This is a genomic window from Pseudomonas sp. Con_6, from assembly GCF_059379395.1.
Genome location: NZ_CM182011.1, coordinates 1,891,218 through 1,908,105, shown reverse-complemented (window position 1 = coordinate 1,908,105; position 16,888 = coordinate 1,891,218). Strand labels below are relative to the sequence as shown.

The 16,888-nt window shown below is 60.4% G+C and carries 16 protein-coding genes and 1 tRNA gene; 11 read left to right on the top strand and 6 right to left on the bottom strand.

Features of this window, described 5'->3' with window-relative positions:
• Positions 1-38: 38 nt before the first annotated feature.
• Both efp and earP read right to left on the bottom strand, forming a co-directional pair.
• Positions 39-608 carry an elongation factor P gene (gene efp / locus AC5QPF_RS08770; protein WP_494962856.1) on the bottom strand — a complete coding sequence of 190 codons (570 nt, stop codon included), beginning with the start codon at positions 606-608 and terminating at the stop codon, positions 39-41.
• Positions 609-656: 48 nt separating this feature from the next.
• The gene (gene earP / locus AC5QPF_RS08765; protein WP_494962855.1) at positions 657-1,775 is read right to left on the bottom strand and encodes an elongation factor P maturation arginine rhamnosyltransferase EarP; all 1,119 of its coding nucleotides are present in this window, start codon (positions 1,773-1,775) and stop codon (positions 657-659) included.
• 125 nt (positions 1,776-1,900) lie between these two features.
• Here earP and AC5QPF_RS08760 point away from each other — a divergent pair, with 125 nt between their 5' ends.
• Complete coding sequence (locus AC5QPF_RS08760) at positions 1,901-2,347, top strand: hypothetical protein (protein ID WP_494962854.1); 447 nt, start codon at positions 1,901-1,903, stop codon at positions 2,345-2,347.
• A 1-nt stretch (position 2,348) separates the two neighbouring features.
• Positions 2,349-2,825: a transcription elongation factor GreAB gene (locus AC5QPF_RS08755; protein ID WP_494962853.1), complete on the top strand. Its 477-nt coding sequence runs from the start codon at positions 2,349-2,351 to the stop codon at positions 2,823-2,825.
• Between the two features lie 102 nt (positions 2,826-2,927).
• Here AC5QPF_RS08755 and AC5QPF_RS08750 read toward each other — a convergent pair whose 3' ends face one another.
• Entirely contained in the window at positions 2,928-3,854 is a 927-nt protein-coding gene (locus AC5QPF_RS08750; protein WP_494962852.1) for a LysR substrate-binding domain-containing protein, read from the bottom strand.
• 125 nt (positions 3,855-3,979) lie between these two features.
• Between AC5QPF_RS08750 and AC5QPF_RS08745 the strand changes: the two genes are divergently transcribed.
• The gene (locus AC5QPF_RS08745; protein WP_494962851.1) at positions 3,980-4,729 is read left to right on the top strand and encodes an SDR family oxidoreductase; all 750 of its coding nucleotides are present in this window, start codon (positions 3,980-3,982) and stop codon (positions 4,727-4,729) included.
• Between the two features lie 4 nt (positions 4,730-4,733).
• Here the strand turns inward: AC5QPF_RS08745 and AC5QPF_RS08740 are convergent, their stop codons facing one another.
• Positions 4,734-5,612: a LysR substrate-binding domain-containing protein gene (locus tag AC5QPF_RS08740; RefSeq protein ID WP_494962850.1), complete on the bottom strand. Its 879-nt coding sequence runs from the start codon at positions 5,610-5,612 to the stop codon at positions 4,734-4,736.
• 102 nt (positions 5,613-5,714) lie between these two features.
• Between AC5QPF_RS08740 and AC5QPF_RS08735 the strand changes: the two genes are divergently transcribed.
• The 5 genes from AC5QPF_RS08735 (at position 5,715) to tnpB (ending at position 12,805) form a co-directional block, all read left to right on the top strand.
• Positions 5,715-6,902 carry an MFS transporter gene (locus AC5QPF_RS08735; RefSeq protein WP_494962849.1) on the top strand — a complete coding sequence of 396 codons (1,188 nt, stop codon included), beginning with the start codon at positions 5,715-5,717 and terminating at the stop codon, positions 6,900-6,902.
• A gap of 98 nt (positions 6,903-7,000) precedes the next feature.
• Positions 7,001-7,384 carry a hypothetical protein gene (locus AC5QPF_RS08730; RefSeq protein ID WP_494962848.1) on the top strand — a complete coding sequence of 128 codons (384 nt, stop codon included), beginning with the start codon at positions 7,001-7,003 and terminating at the stop codon, positions 7,382-7,384.
• 240 nt (positions 7,385-7,624) lie between these two features.
• A complete protein-coding gene (locus tag AC5QPF_RS08725) occupies positions 7,625-9,790 on the top strand; it encodes a TonB-dependent siderophore receptor (RefSeq protein WP_494962847.1) in 2,166 nt (721 codons plus the stop codon).
• 450 nt (positions 9,791-10,240) lie between these two features.
• Positions 10,241-12,202, top strand: a complete 1,962-nt coding sequence (locus AC5QPF_RS08720; RefSeq protein ID WP_494962846.1) for an acyltransferase family protein — start codon at positions 10,241-10,243, stop codon at positions 12,200-12,202.
• A gap of 243 nt (positions 12,203-12,445) precedes the next feature.
• Positions 12,446-12,805 carry an IS66 family insertion sequence element accessory protein TnpB gene (tnpB, locus tag AC5QPF_RS08715; RefSeq protein WP_494962845.1) on the top strand — a complete coding sequence of 120 codons (360 nt, stop codon included), beginning with the start codon at positions 12,446-12,448 and terminating at the stop codon, positions 12,803-12,805.
• Positions 12,806-13,086: 281 nt separating this feature from the next.
• On the opposite strand, the gene AC5QPF_RS08710 is transcribed toward tnpB, so the two are convergent.
• Positions 13,087-13,176: transfer RNA gene (locus tag AC5QPF_RS08710), tRNA-Ser, on the bottom strand.
• Between the two features lie 300 nt (positions 13,177-13,476).
• Between AC5QPF_RS08710 and AC5QPF_RS08705 the strand changes: the two genes are divergently transcribed.
• From AC5QPF_RS08705 to AC5QPF_RS08695, 3 genes are all read left to right on the top strand, one after another.
• Positions 13,477-14,166, top strand: coding sequence for a crotonase/enoyl-CoA hydratase family protein (locus tag AC5QPF_RS08705; RefSeq protein WP_494962844.1), 690 nt, complete (start codon positions 13,477-13,479; stop codon positions 14,164-14,166).
• Between the two features lie 124 nt (positions 14,167-14,290).
• Positions 14,291-15,013 carry a 1-acylglycerol-3-phosphate O-acyltransferase gene (locus AC5QPF_RS08700; RefSeq protein ID WP_494962843.1) on the top strand — a complete coding sequence of 241 codons (723 nt, stop codon included), beginning with the start codon at positions 14,291-14,293 and terminating at the stop codon, positions 15,011-15,013.
• Positions 15,014-15,080: 67 nt separating this feature from the next.
• Entirely contained in the window at positions 15,081-16,052 is a 972-nt protein-coding gene (locus AC5QPF_RS08695) for a CorA family divalent cation transporter (RefSeq protein ID WP_494962842.1), read from the top strand.
• Here the strand turns inward: AC5QPF_RS08695 and AC5QPF_RS08690 are convergent.
• On the bottom strand, positions 16,030-16,758 hold the full coding sequence (locus AC5QPF_RS08690) for an amidotransferase (RefSeq protein WP_494962841.1): 729 nt from the start codon (positions 16,756-16,758) through the stop codon (positions 16,030-16,032). The genes AC5QPF_RS08695 and AC5QPF_RS08690 overlap by 23 nt on opposite strands.
• Between the last annotated feature and the right edge of the window lie 130 nt (positions 16,759-16,888).

The window sequence follows — 16,888 nt, the reverse complement described above, 5'->3', positions numbered from 1 at the left end:
CCGGCCAAGGCCGGGTTTTTCGTGTCGGTCAAGAAGTCTTACTTCTTGCTACGACCCTTGAAGGTGTTGTCGCGGGTGTCGATATCGATCCACTCGTCGATCTCGATGAAGTCGGCAACCTGGATCTCGGTACCGTTCTTCAGCTTGGCAGGCTTCATGACCTTGCCGGAAGTGTCGCCACGAGCAGCGTTCTCGGTGTAGACGACCTGACGGCTGATGGTGGTCGGCAGCTCTACGGAAACCAGGCGGCCTTCGAAGAAGACGGCTTCGCAGACATCCTGCATGCCTTCTTCGATGTACGGCAGAACGGACTCGATGTCCTCGGCGTTCAGCTCGTACATGGTGTAGTCGGTGGTGTCCATGAAGGTATAGTCATCACCGTTGATGAACGACAGGGTCGCTTCTTTGCGATCCAGGATCACGTCGTCCAGCTTGTCGTCGGCGAAGTAGACGGTTTCGGTCTTGTAGCCGGTCAGCAGGTTCTTCAGCTTGGTCTTCATGATCGCGCTGTTACGGCCCGACTTGGTGAACTCAGCTTTCTGAACCAGCCACGGGTCGTTGTCGATCCGCAGTACGGTACCGGGTTTCAGCTCTTTACCAGTTTTCATTACGAAGTATCCGAATCTGGATGGATTTATAAAAATCGAGGCCGCGTATCATATCCAATTTCGGTAAAACTGCACCAGCGCCGTGGCAAGGTCCGGCCGAGCGGCCTGTTCCGCGCACCAGCGACGGGCATGCGCGGCCAGTTCATCCCAGTGCGGCAGCAGCTGTTTCCACGCCTCGCCCATGTCGCGGTCCATGTTCCACGCCCGCCACAGCTCCACCAGCGCTGCCGCTGCGGCGGGCGCCAGGCCCTGGGTGTAGCGCCCGAGGAAGGCTTCGAGTTTTTCCCAGTGGGCGTATTCCTCCTGCACATAGATGTGCCAGAGCAACGGTTGGCCTGCCCATTGCGCGCGGACGAAGGAGTCTTCGCCGCGCACCGCGTTGAAGTCGCAGCTCCACAGCAGCCGGTCGTAATCGTCCTGGCTCACGAACGGCAGGATCTGCACGGTCAACGCCCCACGCCGATGGATATCGCCGGCGCCCAGGGCGTCCTCCCCCAGCCATGCCCGGACATCACCGAGAATCCGCCCCTCCGGCACCAGCAGGTGGTTGGGCCGGGCATCTTCAGCCAGAGCGTCCAGCCAGCCGGCCAGCCCGGTATTCTCGTAGGCGAACAGCGACAACAGCCGTGCGCCAGGCTGCGTCTCGATACCCAGCTCTTGCAGGAAGGCCCCACGGTCGAAGGCATCACGCCGGGCCAGCAGGTCGGCTTCGCGCAACAGGCCGCCGGTGCGGTCGGTGAAGCCGGGGAAGAAGAACACCTTGCGCAGTCCATTGGCCTGGGGTGACGGCAAGCCATGGCAGCCCTCGACCCAGTCCTCGGCACTGAGGTACTCGAGGTTCAGCCATAGCGCCGGGGCTGAACGCTGGGCCATGGCCTCGATGTATCCAGCAGGCAACTGGCAACCGAAGGCTCCGATGACCACATCGGCCACTGCTGTCGGTGCCCAGTCAGCATCCCAGCAGCACACCTCGACACCCGCCCGCAACTGACGCACGGCCTGCTCGTCAGCTTCCGGGCAGATCCGCACGAATGCCCGCAACTCATCGACCCACAGACGCACTGTGAGGTCATGCTCGGCCACCAGTTGTCGGGCCAAACGCCAGGTCACTCCGATATCGCCATAGTTATCCACAACGCGACAGAAGATGTCCCAGGTCGGTTTCATATCAGGCACCTCTTGCCCCACCCATCCAATAAAGGTTGATTGTCCGGGTTATCGCCTGCCGACAAAAGTGCCGGCTGCGATCCGTCGTGCGACAATCCCGCCCCTGTCCTGGCCAGGAGGTTGCCATGTCCTACCGAGCGCGTCGTCGCGAACTGAAGGTGTCCCCGAAAATGCTGCCGTTGATCGTCGGCGTCGCCCTGGGCCTGTGGCTCGGCTTTGTCGCCATCGGCCTGACCTTGTGGGGGGCCTGGCAATTCCTTCCGCAGGTACGGGAACCGGTGACCGCAGCACTCAGCCAGCCGCTGCCACCTGCCTCACTCCCGGCCCCGGCAACCCCGCGCCAGCCACCGGCGGCCCGGATGCCGGGCGCAGCGGAACAGTCGCCCGAGCAGAATCACATGTTCGAGCAATACCAACAGGCGCTGCAGACCCAGCAAATCCAGGATGCACAAGACCGTGCCGAGGAAAACCTGCGCAACCTGTCCAGCCCGCGCTGCCAGTTCTGGCTGCAGCAGAATCGCACCGCGCCGACCGAGAAAAGCCGGGCCAATGTCCTTGAGTTCTGCCGTTGACATGAACAAGACCGAATTGCTGCACGCCATCATCGAATGCCTGGGCGTGGACCTGGATGTCCTACAGCGCGCCGCGCAGGCCGCCTACGAGGCGGCCACGGCGGAAGAGAACATCGCCGAGAACAAGTACGACACCCTGAGCCTGGAAGCGTCCTACCTGGCGACCGGACAAGCCCGGCGCATGGAGGAGATCCGTCAGGCGCGGGCAGCTTATCTGCAACTGAGCCTGAGGGCGTTCGATCCGGCGGTAGGGGTTCAGGTGAGCAATCTGGTGTTGCTGGAGGATGAGGACGGGAACCGTCAGCGGGTGTTTCTCGGGCCGGAAGCGGCCGGACTGAAGATTGGCGAGGGGGCGGATCTGGTGACGGTGATTACCCCGCGCTCGCCCCTGGGGCAGCAGTTGCTGGGCAAGGGCGAAGGGGATGAAGTGGACCTGGGTGGCGGGCGGCAGGTGCTTGAGGTGATATCCGTCGAATGATGGGTCGTTCTTTCGGGCCTCATCGCGGGCAACGCCCGCTCCCACAAGGTTTAGCGTCGCCGCGGACATTGGGGGAGCGGGCGTTGCCCGCGATGAGGCCAGTCAGGCCAGCGCATCGAACTGCCGATCCAGCCCCTGCTCCCTGAACTGTTCCATCACGAAATCCACGAACGCCCGGGTCTTCCCCGGCAGCAACTTGTGTTGCGCGTAGTACAACGCAATGTTGCCATCATCCACATACCAGTCCGGCAATACCCGCGACAGGCTCCCGCGCTGCAGATAGGGCACGGCGAACGGCATGCTTACCAGCGCCACGCCCAAGCCCTGCTCCGCCGCCGCACAGGCAGCTTCGGAGTCGGTCATGGTCATGCGCTGGCGCAGCGCCAACGGCCGTTGCTCCCCGGCCCGGCTGGTCAGCGGCCAGGAGCGCACGCGCCCGGTCTGCGGTGAGCGAATGAGGATTCCGTCCGCCTTCGCCAGGTCTTCCGGCTGCTGCGGCGCACCGCACTGTTCAAGGTAACTCGGCGAGGCCACCAGTACTCGATGCGCCGGGGCCAACTTGCGCGCCACCACCCCGGGCGGCAGGTCGAAACCGCCACCAATCGCCGCATCGAAACCCTGGGCAATCAGATCGACCTGACGGTTATCGAAGTGCCAGTCCGGCGTGATCGACGGAAAGCGCCGCAGGAACTCGCCCAACAGCGGCAGGATATACAAACGCCCGAACACCGTGCCCATGCTGACCTTCAGCGTCCCCGCCGGCTGCCCTTCGATGCTGGCAATATTGGCTACTGCATGCTGGATAGTCTGGAAGCTGTCACGCACCTCGGTGAGAAAGCATTGCCCCGCCTCGGTCAGGGTCAAACTGCGGGTGCTGCGCTGGAACAGGCGCACGCCGAGCCGCGTTTCCAGCCCGGCGACATTCTTGCCCACCGCCGCCGGAGTCAGGCTCAGGCGACGGGCCGCTTCGGCGAAGCTGCCAACTTCGGCGCTGCGCAAGAAGCACTCTATGCTGCTGAAGGTTTCCATCACGGGATTCCAAACCAATGGTTTATTCAGACTATAGCGATTATTGGATTATCAGTAGGTAATCCTCGCTCGATACTGGGCCCCATCTCAAGGCAATCAGCCTTGTCCTTTCAGGAGCATCAGCAATGTCGAATCAACAGAACCTCAGTGGCAAAGTGGCACTGGTCCAGGGTGGCTCACGCGGTATCGGCGCAGCCATCGTCAAGCGCCTGGCCGAACAGGGCGCCGCCGTCGCCTTCACCTACGTCAGCTCGCAGGCCGGTGCCGAACAGCTGCAGAACGAAATTCGCCAGAGCGGCGGCAAGGCCCTGGCTGTGAAGGCCGACAGCTCCGACGCCGCAGCGGTGCAGATGGCCGTGAATCTCACCGCCGAGCAGTTCGGTGGCCTGGATATCCTGGTCAACAACGCCGGCGTGCTGGCCATCGGCGATATCGCCGAGTTCAGCCTGGAGGACTTCGACCGCACCGTGGCAGTCAACGTACGCAGCGTCTTCGTCGCCACACAAGCCGCCGTGCGCCACATGGGCCAGGGCGGACGCATCATCAATATCGGCAGCACCAACGCCGAGCGCATGCCCTTCGCCGGCGGTGCCACCTACGCCATGAGCAAGTCGGCGCTGGTCGGCCTGACCCGTGGCCTGGCTCGCGACCTCGGCCCGCGCGGAATCACCATCAACAACGTGCAACCCGGCCCGGTGGACACTGACATGAACCCGGCCAGCAGCGACTTCGCCGAGAGCCTGATGGGCCTGATGGCGGTCGGCCGCTACGGTCACGTCGAGGAAATCGCCAGCTTCGTCGCCTACCTGGCAGGTCCGGAAGCGGCCTACATCACCGGCGCCAGCCTGACCATCGACGGTGGTTTCGCCGCCTGATGGACTACCGCGCCGCCAGATGTTTCTCCAGCAACTGGATAAAAGCACTGGCGGCCGGCGTCGGCTTCTTCGACCAGATGGCATACAGATGCCGCACCGGTGCATCACTCACCTGCCGTACCACCACCCGCTCGAAATCGCCCGCGATACGCTCCGCCACCAAGCCCAGGGCCAGGCCACGCTGGACGAACTTCTCGATCAGCCGGGTGGTCCCCACTTCGAACTGCACCCGATGCCGCAAGCCAGCGGCCGCAAAGGCCTCGTCGGTCTGGCGCCGCGCCCCCGTGCCCGCCTGGAAGTCCACCAGAGGCTGGTCTTCCAGGTCCGCCAGGGACAAGCGCTTGTGGATAACCAGCGGGTGCTCCGGCGGCAACACCGCCATCAGTTCCTCCTTGGCCAGCAGGCGCCACTCGACACCTTCCAGCGACTCGCCCGGCCAGACACCGATGAACGCCACATCCATGCGCCGCTCGCGGACGTCGCCGATCATCACTTCGCTCTTGCCCTGCAACCAGCGGATATCCACCTGCGGGTACTGGTGGTGGAAACCGGCCAGCAGGTCGACCAGATCCAACTCCGTCAGCGAACTGATCTCGCCGATGGACAACCGCCCGCGCAACTCGCCACAGGCCGCCGCCACTTCGTCGGCGATGCGCCGCGCCGCCTCCAGCGCGGTGCGTGCGCTGGGCACGAAGGCCTCCCCCGCCGCCGTCAGGCGCACCCATCGTGAACTGCGCTCGAACAATTGCGCTCCAAGCTGTTCTTCCAGGCGGGCGATCTGATGACTGAGGGCCGACTGCACCACGTGGCAGCGCTCGGCGGCACGGGTGAAACTGCCGGTCTCGGCCACGGCGAGGGCGTACTCGATCTGTTTGAGGTTCATTTATCTATCTGCTTAATAGATTGATTGGATGAAAACGATGCGTTGGCGTCATCCTAGTGCATTTCCCATACTGCCCGCCTCACCCCTTGAATGGAGACGGCCATGACCACCACGCCGCCCCTGAGCCGTGCACTGATCCTGCTGATGGCTACCGCCGTCGGCCTGGCGGTGGCCAGCAACTATTACGCACAACCGCTGCTGCACAGCATCGCCGAGTACTTCGGCCTGAGCACGGCCCGCGCCGGCTGCATCGTCATCGCCGCGCAACTGAGCTACGGCGCCGGTCTGCTATTGCTGGCGCCGCTGGGCGACCTGTTCGAGCAGCGCCGGCTGATCGTCAGCATGATTTCCATCGCCACCCTCGGCTTGTTGATAAGCGCCTTCGCCCCGAGCCTGCCGTGGCTGTTGCTGGGCACCACGCTGACCGGGCTGTTCTCGGTGGTGGCCCAGGTGCTGGTGCCGATGGCCGCCGGCCTCAGCGATCCCGCCGAACGCGGGCGCGTAGTTGGCACGCTGATGGGCGGCTTGCTGCTCGGCATCCTGCTGGCGCGTACCGCCGCAGGCTTCATGGCGACCCTTGGCGACTGGCGCAGCATCTACCTGCTTGCTGCCGGCCTGATGGCCCTGAGCGCTGTGGCCCTGCTGCGTGCCCTACCGCAACGGCGGCAGCACGCAGGGCTGGCCTATCCGGCACTGATTGGTTCGGTGTTCCGCCTGTTCGCCGAGGAGCCAGTACTGCGCCTGCGCTCGTTGCTCGGGGCATTTTCCTTCTGCCTGTTTGCCCTGTTCTGGACACCGCTGGCATTCCTGCTGAAGGCCGAGCCCTACAACTATTCCGACGGCGTGATCGGCCTGTTCGGCCTGGCCGGTGCCGCCGGGGCACTGGCAGCGAACTGGGGCGGGCGCCTGGCTGACCGCGGCAAGGGCGCCCAAGGCACCACCTTCGGCCTGCTCGCGCAGATGCTGTCGTGGATACCACTGGCCTTCGCCCCGACTTCACTGGCGGCACTGTTGATCGGCGTATTGCTGCTCGACCTGGCGGTGCAACTGGTCCACGTCAGCAACCAGAACGCAGTGATCGCCCTGCGTCCGGAAGCACGCAACCGCCTCAACGCCGGTTACATCACCTGCTATTTCATCGGCGGCGCGACAGGCTCGCTGCTCGGCACACAGCTGTTCCAGCACTGGGGCTGGAACGCCATCGTCATCGCCGGCCTGGGCCTCGGCGCAGTCGCGTTGCTGATCTGGTGGCTGGCGGGAAGAAAGGTGATGGAAGTCAGAATCGTCTGACAGACGTCCTACCCTCCGTCGCCTGGCGATTGACTTGGGGATATCCGGAGCGCTCAGTAGGGATTGGTCAAAAAGCCCTCTCAACCTGGATAACCCTTATGACAAGACTCACCGTTCAGTCCGGCGATTTCTTGCAAGGTGAAGGCGAGTACCGCAATGGATCGCTCACACTCAAGACCGCCACCAGCCCCTCACCGGGCGAAAAGATTGCTCTCTCCCGCATCAAGGACATGAAAGTCGCCAACCAGGAAACCAGTCGCAACCTGAGCAGTGCCCTCGGTTGGGGCATGGCCGGCTGCCTGATGGCCGGCCCGCTGGGCTTGCTCGCCGGGCTCTGGCTCGGCAGCAAGGACGAGGAAATCACCTTCCTCGCCACCTTCAAGGATGGCCGCAAGCTGCTGGCGGTCACCGACGGCAAGACCTGGTCGAAACTGGACGGCAACTGGCGCAGCCGCACCCGTAAACAGTCTGCGAAAAGCTGAATTACGGCGTCACCCCTTCATTCCTTCAGATACGAATCTATTGCAATTGGGGCACCGCAACGCGGTCGCCCCTGCTAAGATTGCGCCCGCGCTCCGGCGCCCTCTGGCGCAATGCCAGCAGCCTTTCGCACTTGCGCGCCCTTTTTGCGCCTTCCTGTCGCCGTACCGGGCTTTCAGCTTCGGGGTAGCTGCCGACTCATAACGGCGCGCCCGCTGCGGGCCCTCAAGGAGTTTTGCCGCATGTCCCTGCAACGCCCCCGCCTGCCCCTCAGCCTGCTCACGGTCGGCCTGGCCCTGAGCGCCCCGCACGCTTTCGCCGAAAACAGCGTCACCCTTGCCCCGGTCACGGTTTCCGACAGCTGGAACGACGGCTACCAGCCGCGCCAGGCCCAGGTCGCCGGCTTCGGCTCCGCGCCGCTGCTGGACACTCCGGCCTCGGTATCGGTGTTCACCGAGCAGTTGCTGCAGGACCGCCAGGTGCGACTGCTCAGCGAAGTGCTGCAGAGCGACGCCTCGGTGGGTGAGTCCTACGCGCCAATCGGCTACTACGAGAACTTCAACGTGCGCGGCTTCAGCCTCGATGCGGCGCACAGCTACAAGATCAACGGCCAGACCATCACCGGCGAACAGAACGTGGCGCTGGAGAACAAGCAGCAGGTGGAGTTGCTCAAGGGCTTGTCCGGCTTGCAGAGCGGCGTGTCCGAGCCCGGCGGGGTGATCAACTACGTGACCAAACGCCCGGAGGATGTGCGTACGGTGACGGTTTCCGGCAGCGCGGAGGGTGAGCGCTACATCGCCACCGACCTTGGCGGCTGGTTCGGCAGCGAGCGCCAGTTCGGCCTGCGCGCCAACCTGGCCCATGAGGATATCCGCAGCTACGTCGACCACGCCGACGGCAAGCGCGACTTCGCCTCCCTCGCCTTCGACTGGCAGATGAGCCCGGATGCCCTGCTGCAACTGGATGTCGAGTACCAGACCCGCGAACAGTATTCGGTGCCGGGCTACCAGTTGCTCGGTGGCACCGCCCTGCCTCATGGCATCGATCCGAAGGAGCGCCTGGCCTGGCAGGATTGGGCGAAGCCGGTGAAGTCGGACTCGCTGAACCTGGGCGGGCGCTTCGAGTATCGCTTCAATGAGGCGTGGACCGGGGCGTTAAGTGCGTCGCGCAGTCGGGTAGTGATCGATGACTACAGTTCGTTTGCGTGGGGGTGCTATTACACGAGCGATTGCCCAGGTGTGGGCAACACTTTCAGTCCCAACGGCGATTACGACATCTATGACTTTCGCAGCCCGGACGACACCCGTCGTACCGATGAGACGCAGGCAACTCTGACCGGACGCTTCGATGCGCTGGGCGTAAATCACGAACTAACCGTTGGAACCAGTGCACAACGACGCACTGTCGATCAACGCTCCCTGTTCAACGAACATGCCGAACTGATCGCTGACCAGCCAAACATTTATCAAGACACGCCAGCGGTTACACCGTCCGACAAACCGCTCGGCCACTCCGAGCGACGCCTCGATAGTCGCCAGTACGGTCTTTTCTTCAGCGACCGGATCAGCTTCACCGAGCAATGGCAAAGCGTGATCGGTGCCCGTGTGGTCCGCCTGGATGAGGAGGCGTTCGACCAAGACGGCGAGTCACTGCGCCACACCCGCCAATACGAACTCCTGCCCAATGCCGCGCTCATCTACAAGCCGCGACCGGACATCTCCGTCTATACCAGCTATAGCAAGGGCCTGTCCGCCGGTGGCGCGGCCCCATGGTTCGCCCTGAACGGGCAGGACATCCTTGCGCCAACCACCTCGCACCAGATCGAACTGGGCATCAAGCGCGACTGGCAGCGCATGAGCTTCAGCGCCGCACTGTTCCAGCTGCGGCAGGCCTACCAGTACGCGCAGCCGGACGGCGCCGGCAACTTCACCTACGTGCAGCAAGGCCAACAGAAAAATATCGGCCTGGAACTCGGCGCCAGCGGCTGGGTGACTTCCGACCTGCAGATCAACGCCAGCGCCGCGGCAATCCGTGCCCGGGTCAAGGACAGCGGCACCGACGCCTACGACGACCACCAGGTCCTCAACGTCCCGCGCCTGCGCGCCGCATTGCAGGCCGACTACAGCATCCCTGGGGTACCCGGCCTGGCCCTGCTCGGCGGCATGCGCTACAGCGCGAGCAAGTACGCCAACCAGGAAGGGACGGTGGAAGCCGGCGGCTACACCGTGTTCGACGTGGGCAGCCGCTATCGCACGCGGATCGCCGGGTACGACACGGTGCTGCGGCTGACCGTGGATAACCTCTTCGACAAGCGCTACTGGCGGGATGTTGGGGATTATCTGGGGGACAACTATCTGTTCCAGGGGGCACCGCGAACGGCACGGGTATCGGCTTCGTTCAGCTTCTGATTGGTGTGGGGTTCTTCCGGGCCTCATCGCTGGCAAGCCAGCGATGAGGTCCGGAAGAACACTGCAGACTTCAAGGGCCGGAATGCAAAAAGCCCCCGGAGACTCGTCGTTTCCAGGGGCTTTTTGGTTTACGAAAGTGGCGGTGAAGAAGAGTTTCGAACCCGCCAAACCGACGCGGTAAACTGCCATAGGCCCGATTTTCCTCAATGCGTTGACCGCATCGAAGGCCACCAGCGGGCTAGAACGGCCCCATTTCCGTCCTAAAAATGTCCTAACCTCGGCCGAGCTGACACGCCGACGGCAAATCCGTGTTACCGGTTCGCGAATCGCTACCTGTGAAATCTCTCGAATGACAACCCGAGACATGTCATAATTACCCGTTTTGGATCCAAGATATAAATCTGGGAACCGCACTGAAATTATGGATCTAGTTATATCAGGAGTTGTACCGTGACATCATTGAGAGTAGAGCACGTTATAGATGCTCCAAAAAAAACAACACACTTGAGCTATAGACCTGACATTGATGGACTGCGCGCCCTAGCAGTACTACCAGTAATATTTTTCCATGCAGGAATCAGTGCTTTTAGCGGCGGATATCTTGGAGTAGACGTATTTTTTGTAATCAGCGGGTATTTGATAACCTCAATCATAATCAAAGAAAAGCAAGCCAACGCCTTCAAACTTAGATCTTTCTACATGCGCCGCGCCAAGCGCATACTCCCAGTTCTTCTTTGCGTAATTTCACTCACCACAATAGGTGCCTGGAAACTATTACCGCCAAAGGAACTTGATTATTTCGCTCAAAGCGTGATTGCGACCCTGACATTTTCATCAAATATACTGTTTTGGATGCAAAGCGGATATTTCGACACCGCAACTGAACTTAAGCCACTTTTGCACACATGGAGCCTCGCAGCAGAAGAACAATACTACATTATTTTTCCGCTTATCATTCTTGCACTTTGGAAGTCAGGACGGAAAATAGTCGTAACGGCTATTGCACTCCTACTCATCGCAAGTGCCGCTTTCTCAACCTGGTTAACTTCTGTCGATCAAGTAGCGTCTTTCTACCTTCTACCAGCTAGAGCCTGGGAAATACTCACGGGTGCCTTGGTTGCCCTTGTGGGAGCCAAAATCCCCGCGCATCCACTGCAGAAATGGGCGAGCCCCCTAGGCCTGATCCTGGTAACCGCACCGTTCTTTTTTTATGACAGCGACACTGCCTTAATCCCTCTCTACGCAGCGCCGACAGTCATCGGTACAGTTCTAGTCATCCAGTTCACAAAACCAAATTCCCTTGCCTACCGTTTTCTAACTTTGCGCCCAATGATTTTGATGGGCTTAATTAGCTACAGTGCTTATCTATGGCACCAACCTCTTTTGGCGTTTGCAAAATTTCGCTATTCACATGACCTTCCCACTGGCATTATCTTTATGATCATTGGGGCCACTACAGCACTTTCGATTATCTCCTACAAACTAATCGAGAATCCAGCCAGAAAGACAAGGGGCTTCAAATCTACCGCCCTACTTTCGGTAATCATTATGTGCGGAGCCGCTCTGGCTTTTGCTGCGTTCGTCACACAAAAGAATCAAGGTTATCCGATCAGGATGCAGAAGTTCTACAGCACGAATGCACAAGCACTGGAACAAGCTCTTGAAACAAAATTCACTCTAGACTCGCAAGAAAGCGAATACTACAAAGCCACTCCCGCACCCGAGGACACCATATTAATCATCGGGGATTCGTATGTCAGAAACTGGTCCGTCGGTCTCAACGAAAACATAAACCACTCGAAATACAGAGTTATTGCAGTAAACTTCCTACACTGTGAAGTAGCTTCTGATAACGAAACCATCACCTCCACTCCAATGTCGGCACCTTACGAAAAAAACTGTAGGGAATTTGCAGAATACACAAACAATTCCGAACTACTGAAAACAGTCAAAAAAATATTTTTGGTCTCACATAGACCATTTGAATATCAAGCCAATCTTTTCAGGTTTGACATCCTAGCAACTCTCCAGAAAAAAACGGGGGCTCACGCTTACATTTTCGGAAATTACTACCAACTAGACCCACAAATCAATGCTACTTGCATGAGCGCCATGTTCAGCTTTTCTCGCGGGCCAGACATTTGTGTCGAGCGAGCCTCTTGGCCACCAGAAAAGCAAGCTACCACGTCAAGCGCTGTCCCAAAAGGCTTGAAATACACCTTTGTTGATGTCATTGATCTCCTCTGCGGGTACAACAAGCCTAAGTGCCCGTCAAACTCCGAAGGGGTACCATACTTGGTAGAAGACTGGAACCATCTATCCATGTCTTTCACCAAGCAAATATTTAAAACTCTAAAAACTGAAAATAAATCTGATCTGGAATCCATAAACCTGGCCGACATCTTCAGATAGATACAATTGCACTCCACCGCTCAAAAAAAAACCCTCAACCCAGCTGGGGTTGAGGGTTTTCAGTATGGATAAACTGGTGTTGGATTTGCCGCACCTTGTGCAGGCAGGAGCTCCGCCGTGATTTGCAGGAAGGGCCTGTGGGCTCTGCGGGTTTGAAGGTAAGGGATCCATCATCCCCACATTCCAACCGTCCACCTGATTCCCGATGCTGTGCTCCCGATTTCTTTCTGGAGCCAGCCCGCCATGATGCGCCCCGACAGCAAAGTCGAAAAAGTCTACCTTTACCCCAAGCCCGTGGACTTTCGAAAGCCCATCGACGGCCTCACTGCCCTGGTCGAACTGGATATCAAGGTCGCCGTGTTCGACCCGGTACTTTTCGTCTTCCTCAATAAAGCCCGTAATCGCATCAAGGTGTTGTACTGGGAGCGCAACGGATTCTGCCTTTGGCTCGAGCGCCTCGAAGCCGAGCGTTTCAAAACCTCGCCCGACGTCACCGACGAAGCCATCGTTCTGACCGTCCAGGCTCCAGAAAGAAATCGGGAGCGCAGCATCGGGAATCAGGTGGACGCTTGGAATATGGGGATGATGGATCCCATACGCTAGTCAGGCGCTGTCCAGTTATGTTCCGGTCGAATGGGTGGCCCACCAACTGGGGCATTCAGATACGAGCATGGTGAAAAAGCACTACGGGCGCTGGGTTCCCACGGACACCAAAAGCATGGCGACCCTGGTTTCGCTGAGGAGGGGTTTCGGGTCGGGCGACAGCGGCGCATAGCGGCATGGAAAGCGCTAATTCCGCCCTAAAAGTGTCCTAAACCCGGAAGTTGAAAACAAAAAACCCCTGAAAACTCTAACGTTTTCAGGGGTTTTCAGTATTACGAAAGTGGCGGTGAAGAAGGGATTCGAACCCTTGATACAGTTTCCTGTATACACACTTTCCAGGCGTGCTCCTTCAACCGCTCGGACACTTCACCGGATCTCTTCAAGCCTTTCAGCCTGTCGAGGCGCGCTAATTTAGTCGAAACCTTTTCACTTGGCAAAGGTTTTTTTCAGAATTTTCAGATATTTATGCCGGAGCCCGGAAAAGCGCATCGGGCCATGGCATTTTGGCCAATCCCTGGTGTGCTTCGCCGCTCCCTTGCGCAGCGTTCCCGGCGGACAAGGGTCATAGACGAAACGATGACCAGCCGGTCAGTCATCGTGCTTTACCTGACCGCAGTGGCTGGGTAACGTCTTGCCACCTTCTCGCCACTTCTCCTACAAGGAATCCTGTCATGAGTGAGCTGATTACCTACCACCTCGAAGATGGCATCGCGACCCTGACCCTGAACAACGGCAAGGTCAACGCCATTTCCCCCGACGTGATCGCCGCCTTCAACGCAGCCCTGGACCGCGCCAGCGAAGACCGCGCCGTGGTGATCATCACCGGCCAGCCGGGTATCCTCTCCGGCGGCTACGACCTCAAGGTGATGACCGCCAGCCCACAGGCCGCCGTGTCGCTGGTCACCGCCGGCTCGACCCTGGCCCGCCGCCTGCTCTCCCATCCCTTCCCGGTGATCGTCGCCTGCCCCGGCCATGCCGTGGCCAAGGGCGCCTTCCTGCTGCTCTCGGCGGACTACCGCATCGGCGTCGAAGGCCCGTTCAGCATCGGCCTGAACGAAGTACAGATCGGCATGACCATGCACCACGCCGGCATCGAGCTGGCCCGCGACCGCCTGCGCCGTTCGGCCTTCCACCGCTCGGTGATCAACGGCGAGATGTTCGACCCGGCCAGCGCCGTCGATGCCGGCTTCCTCGACAAGGTGGTACCGGCTGAACAGTTGCTGGAAACCGCCCTGACCGCCGCGCGTCAGTTGAAGAAGATCAATATGAACGCGCACAAGAACACCAAGCTCAAGGTCCGCAAGGCGCTGCTGGACACGCTCGACGACGCCATCATCCGCGACCAGGAACACATGGGCTGATAGCCCCTTCGCTCCGGCACCATCATCGGGCGCCGGAGCGACCTTACATCAGGACAAACACGGCGTTTGCCGCCATCGGTGCACATCCGTACACTGCCTCGCGTTTTGTCGAGTGAGTCGTACGATGCTCTTTGTTCCCCGCATGCTTCTGCTAGGTGCGCATTTCATCCTGGCGAGCCTGATCGGTGTGATCATCGGCCTGTGTCGCCCTTTCAACCCCGACAACAGCCGGCTGTTCGCCCGTCTGTACGCCTGGCCCTCGAGCTGGTTGTTGCGCCTGCAAATAGAGGCCGAGGTCGGTCCGTTGTTCGACCAGCCGCCCGGCTGCGTGATTATCGCCAACCACCAGTCCAACCACGATCTGTTCGTCCTCGGCCATGTAGTCCCTCCGCATACCGTCTGCGTCGGCAAGAAGAGCCTCGGCTGGATCCCGTTGTTCGGCCAACTGTTCTGGCTTGGCGGCAACGTGCTGGTGGACCGCGGCAACGCCTACCAGGCCCGTCGCGCCATGCAGCTCACCACCCGCACCCTGCAGGAAAAACACACGTCGATCTGGATTTTCCCGGAAGGCACGCGCAACCCGGAAGAGCAGTTGCACGCGTTCAAGAAAGGCGCCTTCCACATGGCCATCGATGCCGGCGTGCCCATCGTCCCGGTCTGTGTCAGCCGCTATGCCAAGCGTCTCAACCTCAATGGCTGGCGCAAGGAAAAGGTGATGATCCGCTCGCTGCCGCCGATTTCCACCAGGGGCATGACCCAGCAGGACATTCCAGCACTCATGGAACAATGCCGCACGCAGATGCAGGCCTGCATCGACCTGATGGAACGGGAGCGCCAGCGCCGCTGAGCAGTTGCCGTTTCGCCGCGGTCAGACCAAGCTGTCTGTCATGTCAACGCGGAGGATGCGCACAACCATGGGTCGAGTCGTAGCAGCGGCGGTGTACAGCGCCGGCAGGAAGGTCACCAACATCAGCCTCGACGAGGGCGCCGAATGGGCCAACAAGCCCGGGCATTTCGTCTGGATCGGCCTGGAAGAACCCAACGCCCAGGAACTGGCCAACCTGCAACGACAGTTCAACCTGCACGAACTGGCCATCGAGGACGCCCTGGAAAAGCACAGCCGGCCGAAGCTGGAAACCTTCGGCGACGCGCTGTTCATCGTCACGTATTCACCGGTGCGCCAGGACGGCAAGCTGGAGTTCATCGAAACCCACATCTTCGCCGGCAAGGGCTACATCATCACCTGCCGCAACGGCCACTCGAAGTCCTACGCCCTGGTGCGCCAGCGCTGCGAGGCGCGCCCGTTGCTGCTGGAGCACGGCGAGGATTTCGTGCTCTACGCCCTGCTCGACTTCGTCACCGAGAACTACCAGCCAGTCAGTGAAGCCATCCACGGCGAGATCGAAGAGCTGGAACAGAGCGTGCTCAGCGGCTCGCTGGTGGAAGAAGATATCCGCCGCATCCACAACCTGCGCCGTGACATCCTGCGCCTGCGCCGCTACGTGGCGCCGATGGTGGAAATCAGTGAGGAACTGCAGCGCCTGACTTTCCCCTTCATCGACAAGAACATGCGCCCGTACTTCCGCGATGTGCAGATCCACGTCACGCGGCAGATGGAAGACCTGGCGGGGATCCGCGACCTGGCCAGCCAGACCATCGAGATCGGCATGCTGTTGGAGTCGTCGCGGCAAAGCATCGTGCAACGCAAATTCGCCGCCTGGGCGGCGATCCTCGCGTTCCCCACGGCAGTGGCGGGGATCTACGGCATGAACTTCCAGAACATGCCGGAGCTGAGCTGGCACTACGGCTATTTCGCCGTGCTGGGGGCCATTGCGGTGGGTTGTGTCGCGCTGTACGGCAGTTTCAAGCGTTCGGGCTGGCTTTAGGCTGGGCGACGAAGCGCATCATCCACTCCGCGACAGTCTGGCCCTGATGCGCCACGCCCAGGCTGTCGATGCCCTTGCGGTACACGGCCTCGCCCAGGTTTTCCTGACGCAGGTCGAGCAGCGCGCGGGAATAGTCGTGGATGAACTCCGGGTGGCCCTGGAAGCACAGCACCTGGTCACCGATGTGATACGCCGCAAACGGGCAGAAATCACTGGAGGCGATCACCGTGGCGTTTTCCGGTAGCGCGGTAACCTGGTCCTGGTGGCTGATCAGCAGGGTCAGTTCTTCCACCTGCGGGCTCATCCACGGCGCACGGGCGGCCATCACGTAGCGGTGAGTGCCGACGCCCCAGCCCTGGGTTGCGCGCTCGGTCTTGCCGCCCAGCAGCAAGGCCAGCAACTGATGGCCGAAACACACGCCGAGCAGTTTGTCGCCGCGCTGGTAGCGATCCAGGAGGAATTCCTTGAGCTGGCCGATCCACGGATCGTCACCGAACGAATCGGCCTTGCTGCCCGTCACAAGGTAGGCATCGAAGACTTCGTCTTCCGGCGGGTAGTGGCCGTTCATCACGTTGTAGACGCTGAATTCGGCGGCGATCGGTTGCTGGGTGAACAGTTGCTCGAACATCCGTCCATAGCCCTGATACTGCTCGACCAGCTCGGGTCGCAGGACGTCGGTTTCCAGGATGCAGATGCGTAACGACATAGACTTGGCCCTGAACGACAGTGGTGAAAAAACACCGGTGAAGCCTGCCGCGAATCTTGGCAGCAGGCAAGCATTCCCTCGGACGAACGGTCATTTCCGTGCGATCCGTGCGTGTATCCCGCGCGCGTGT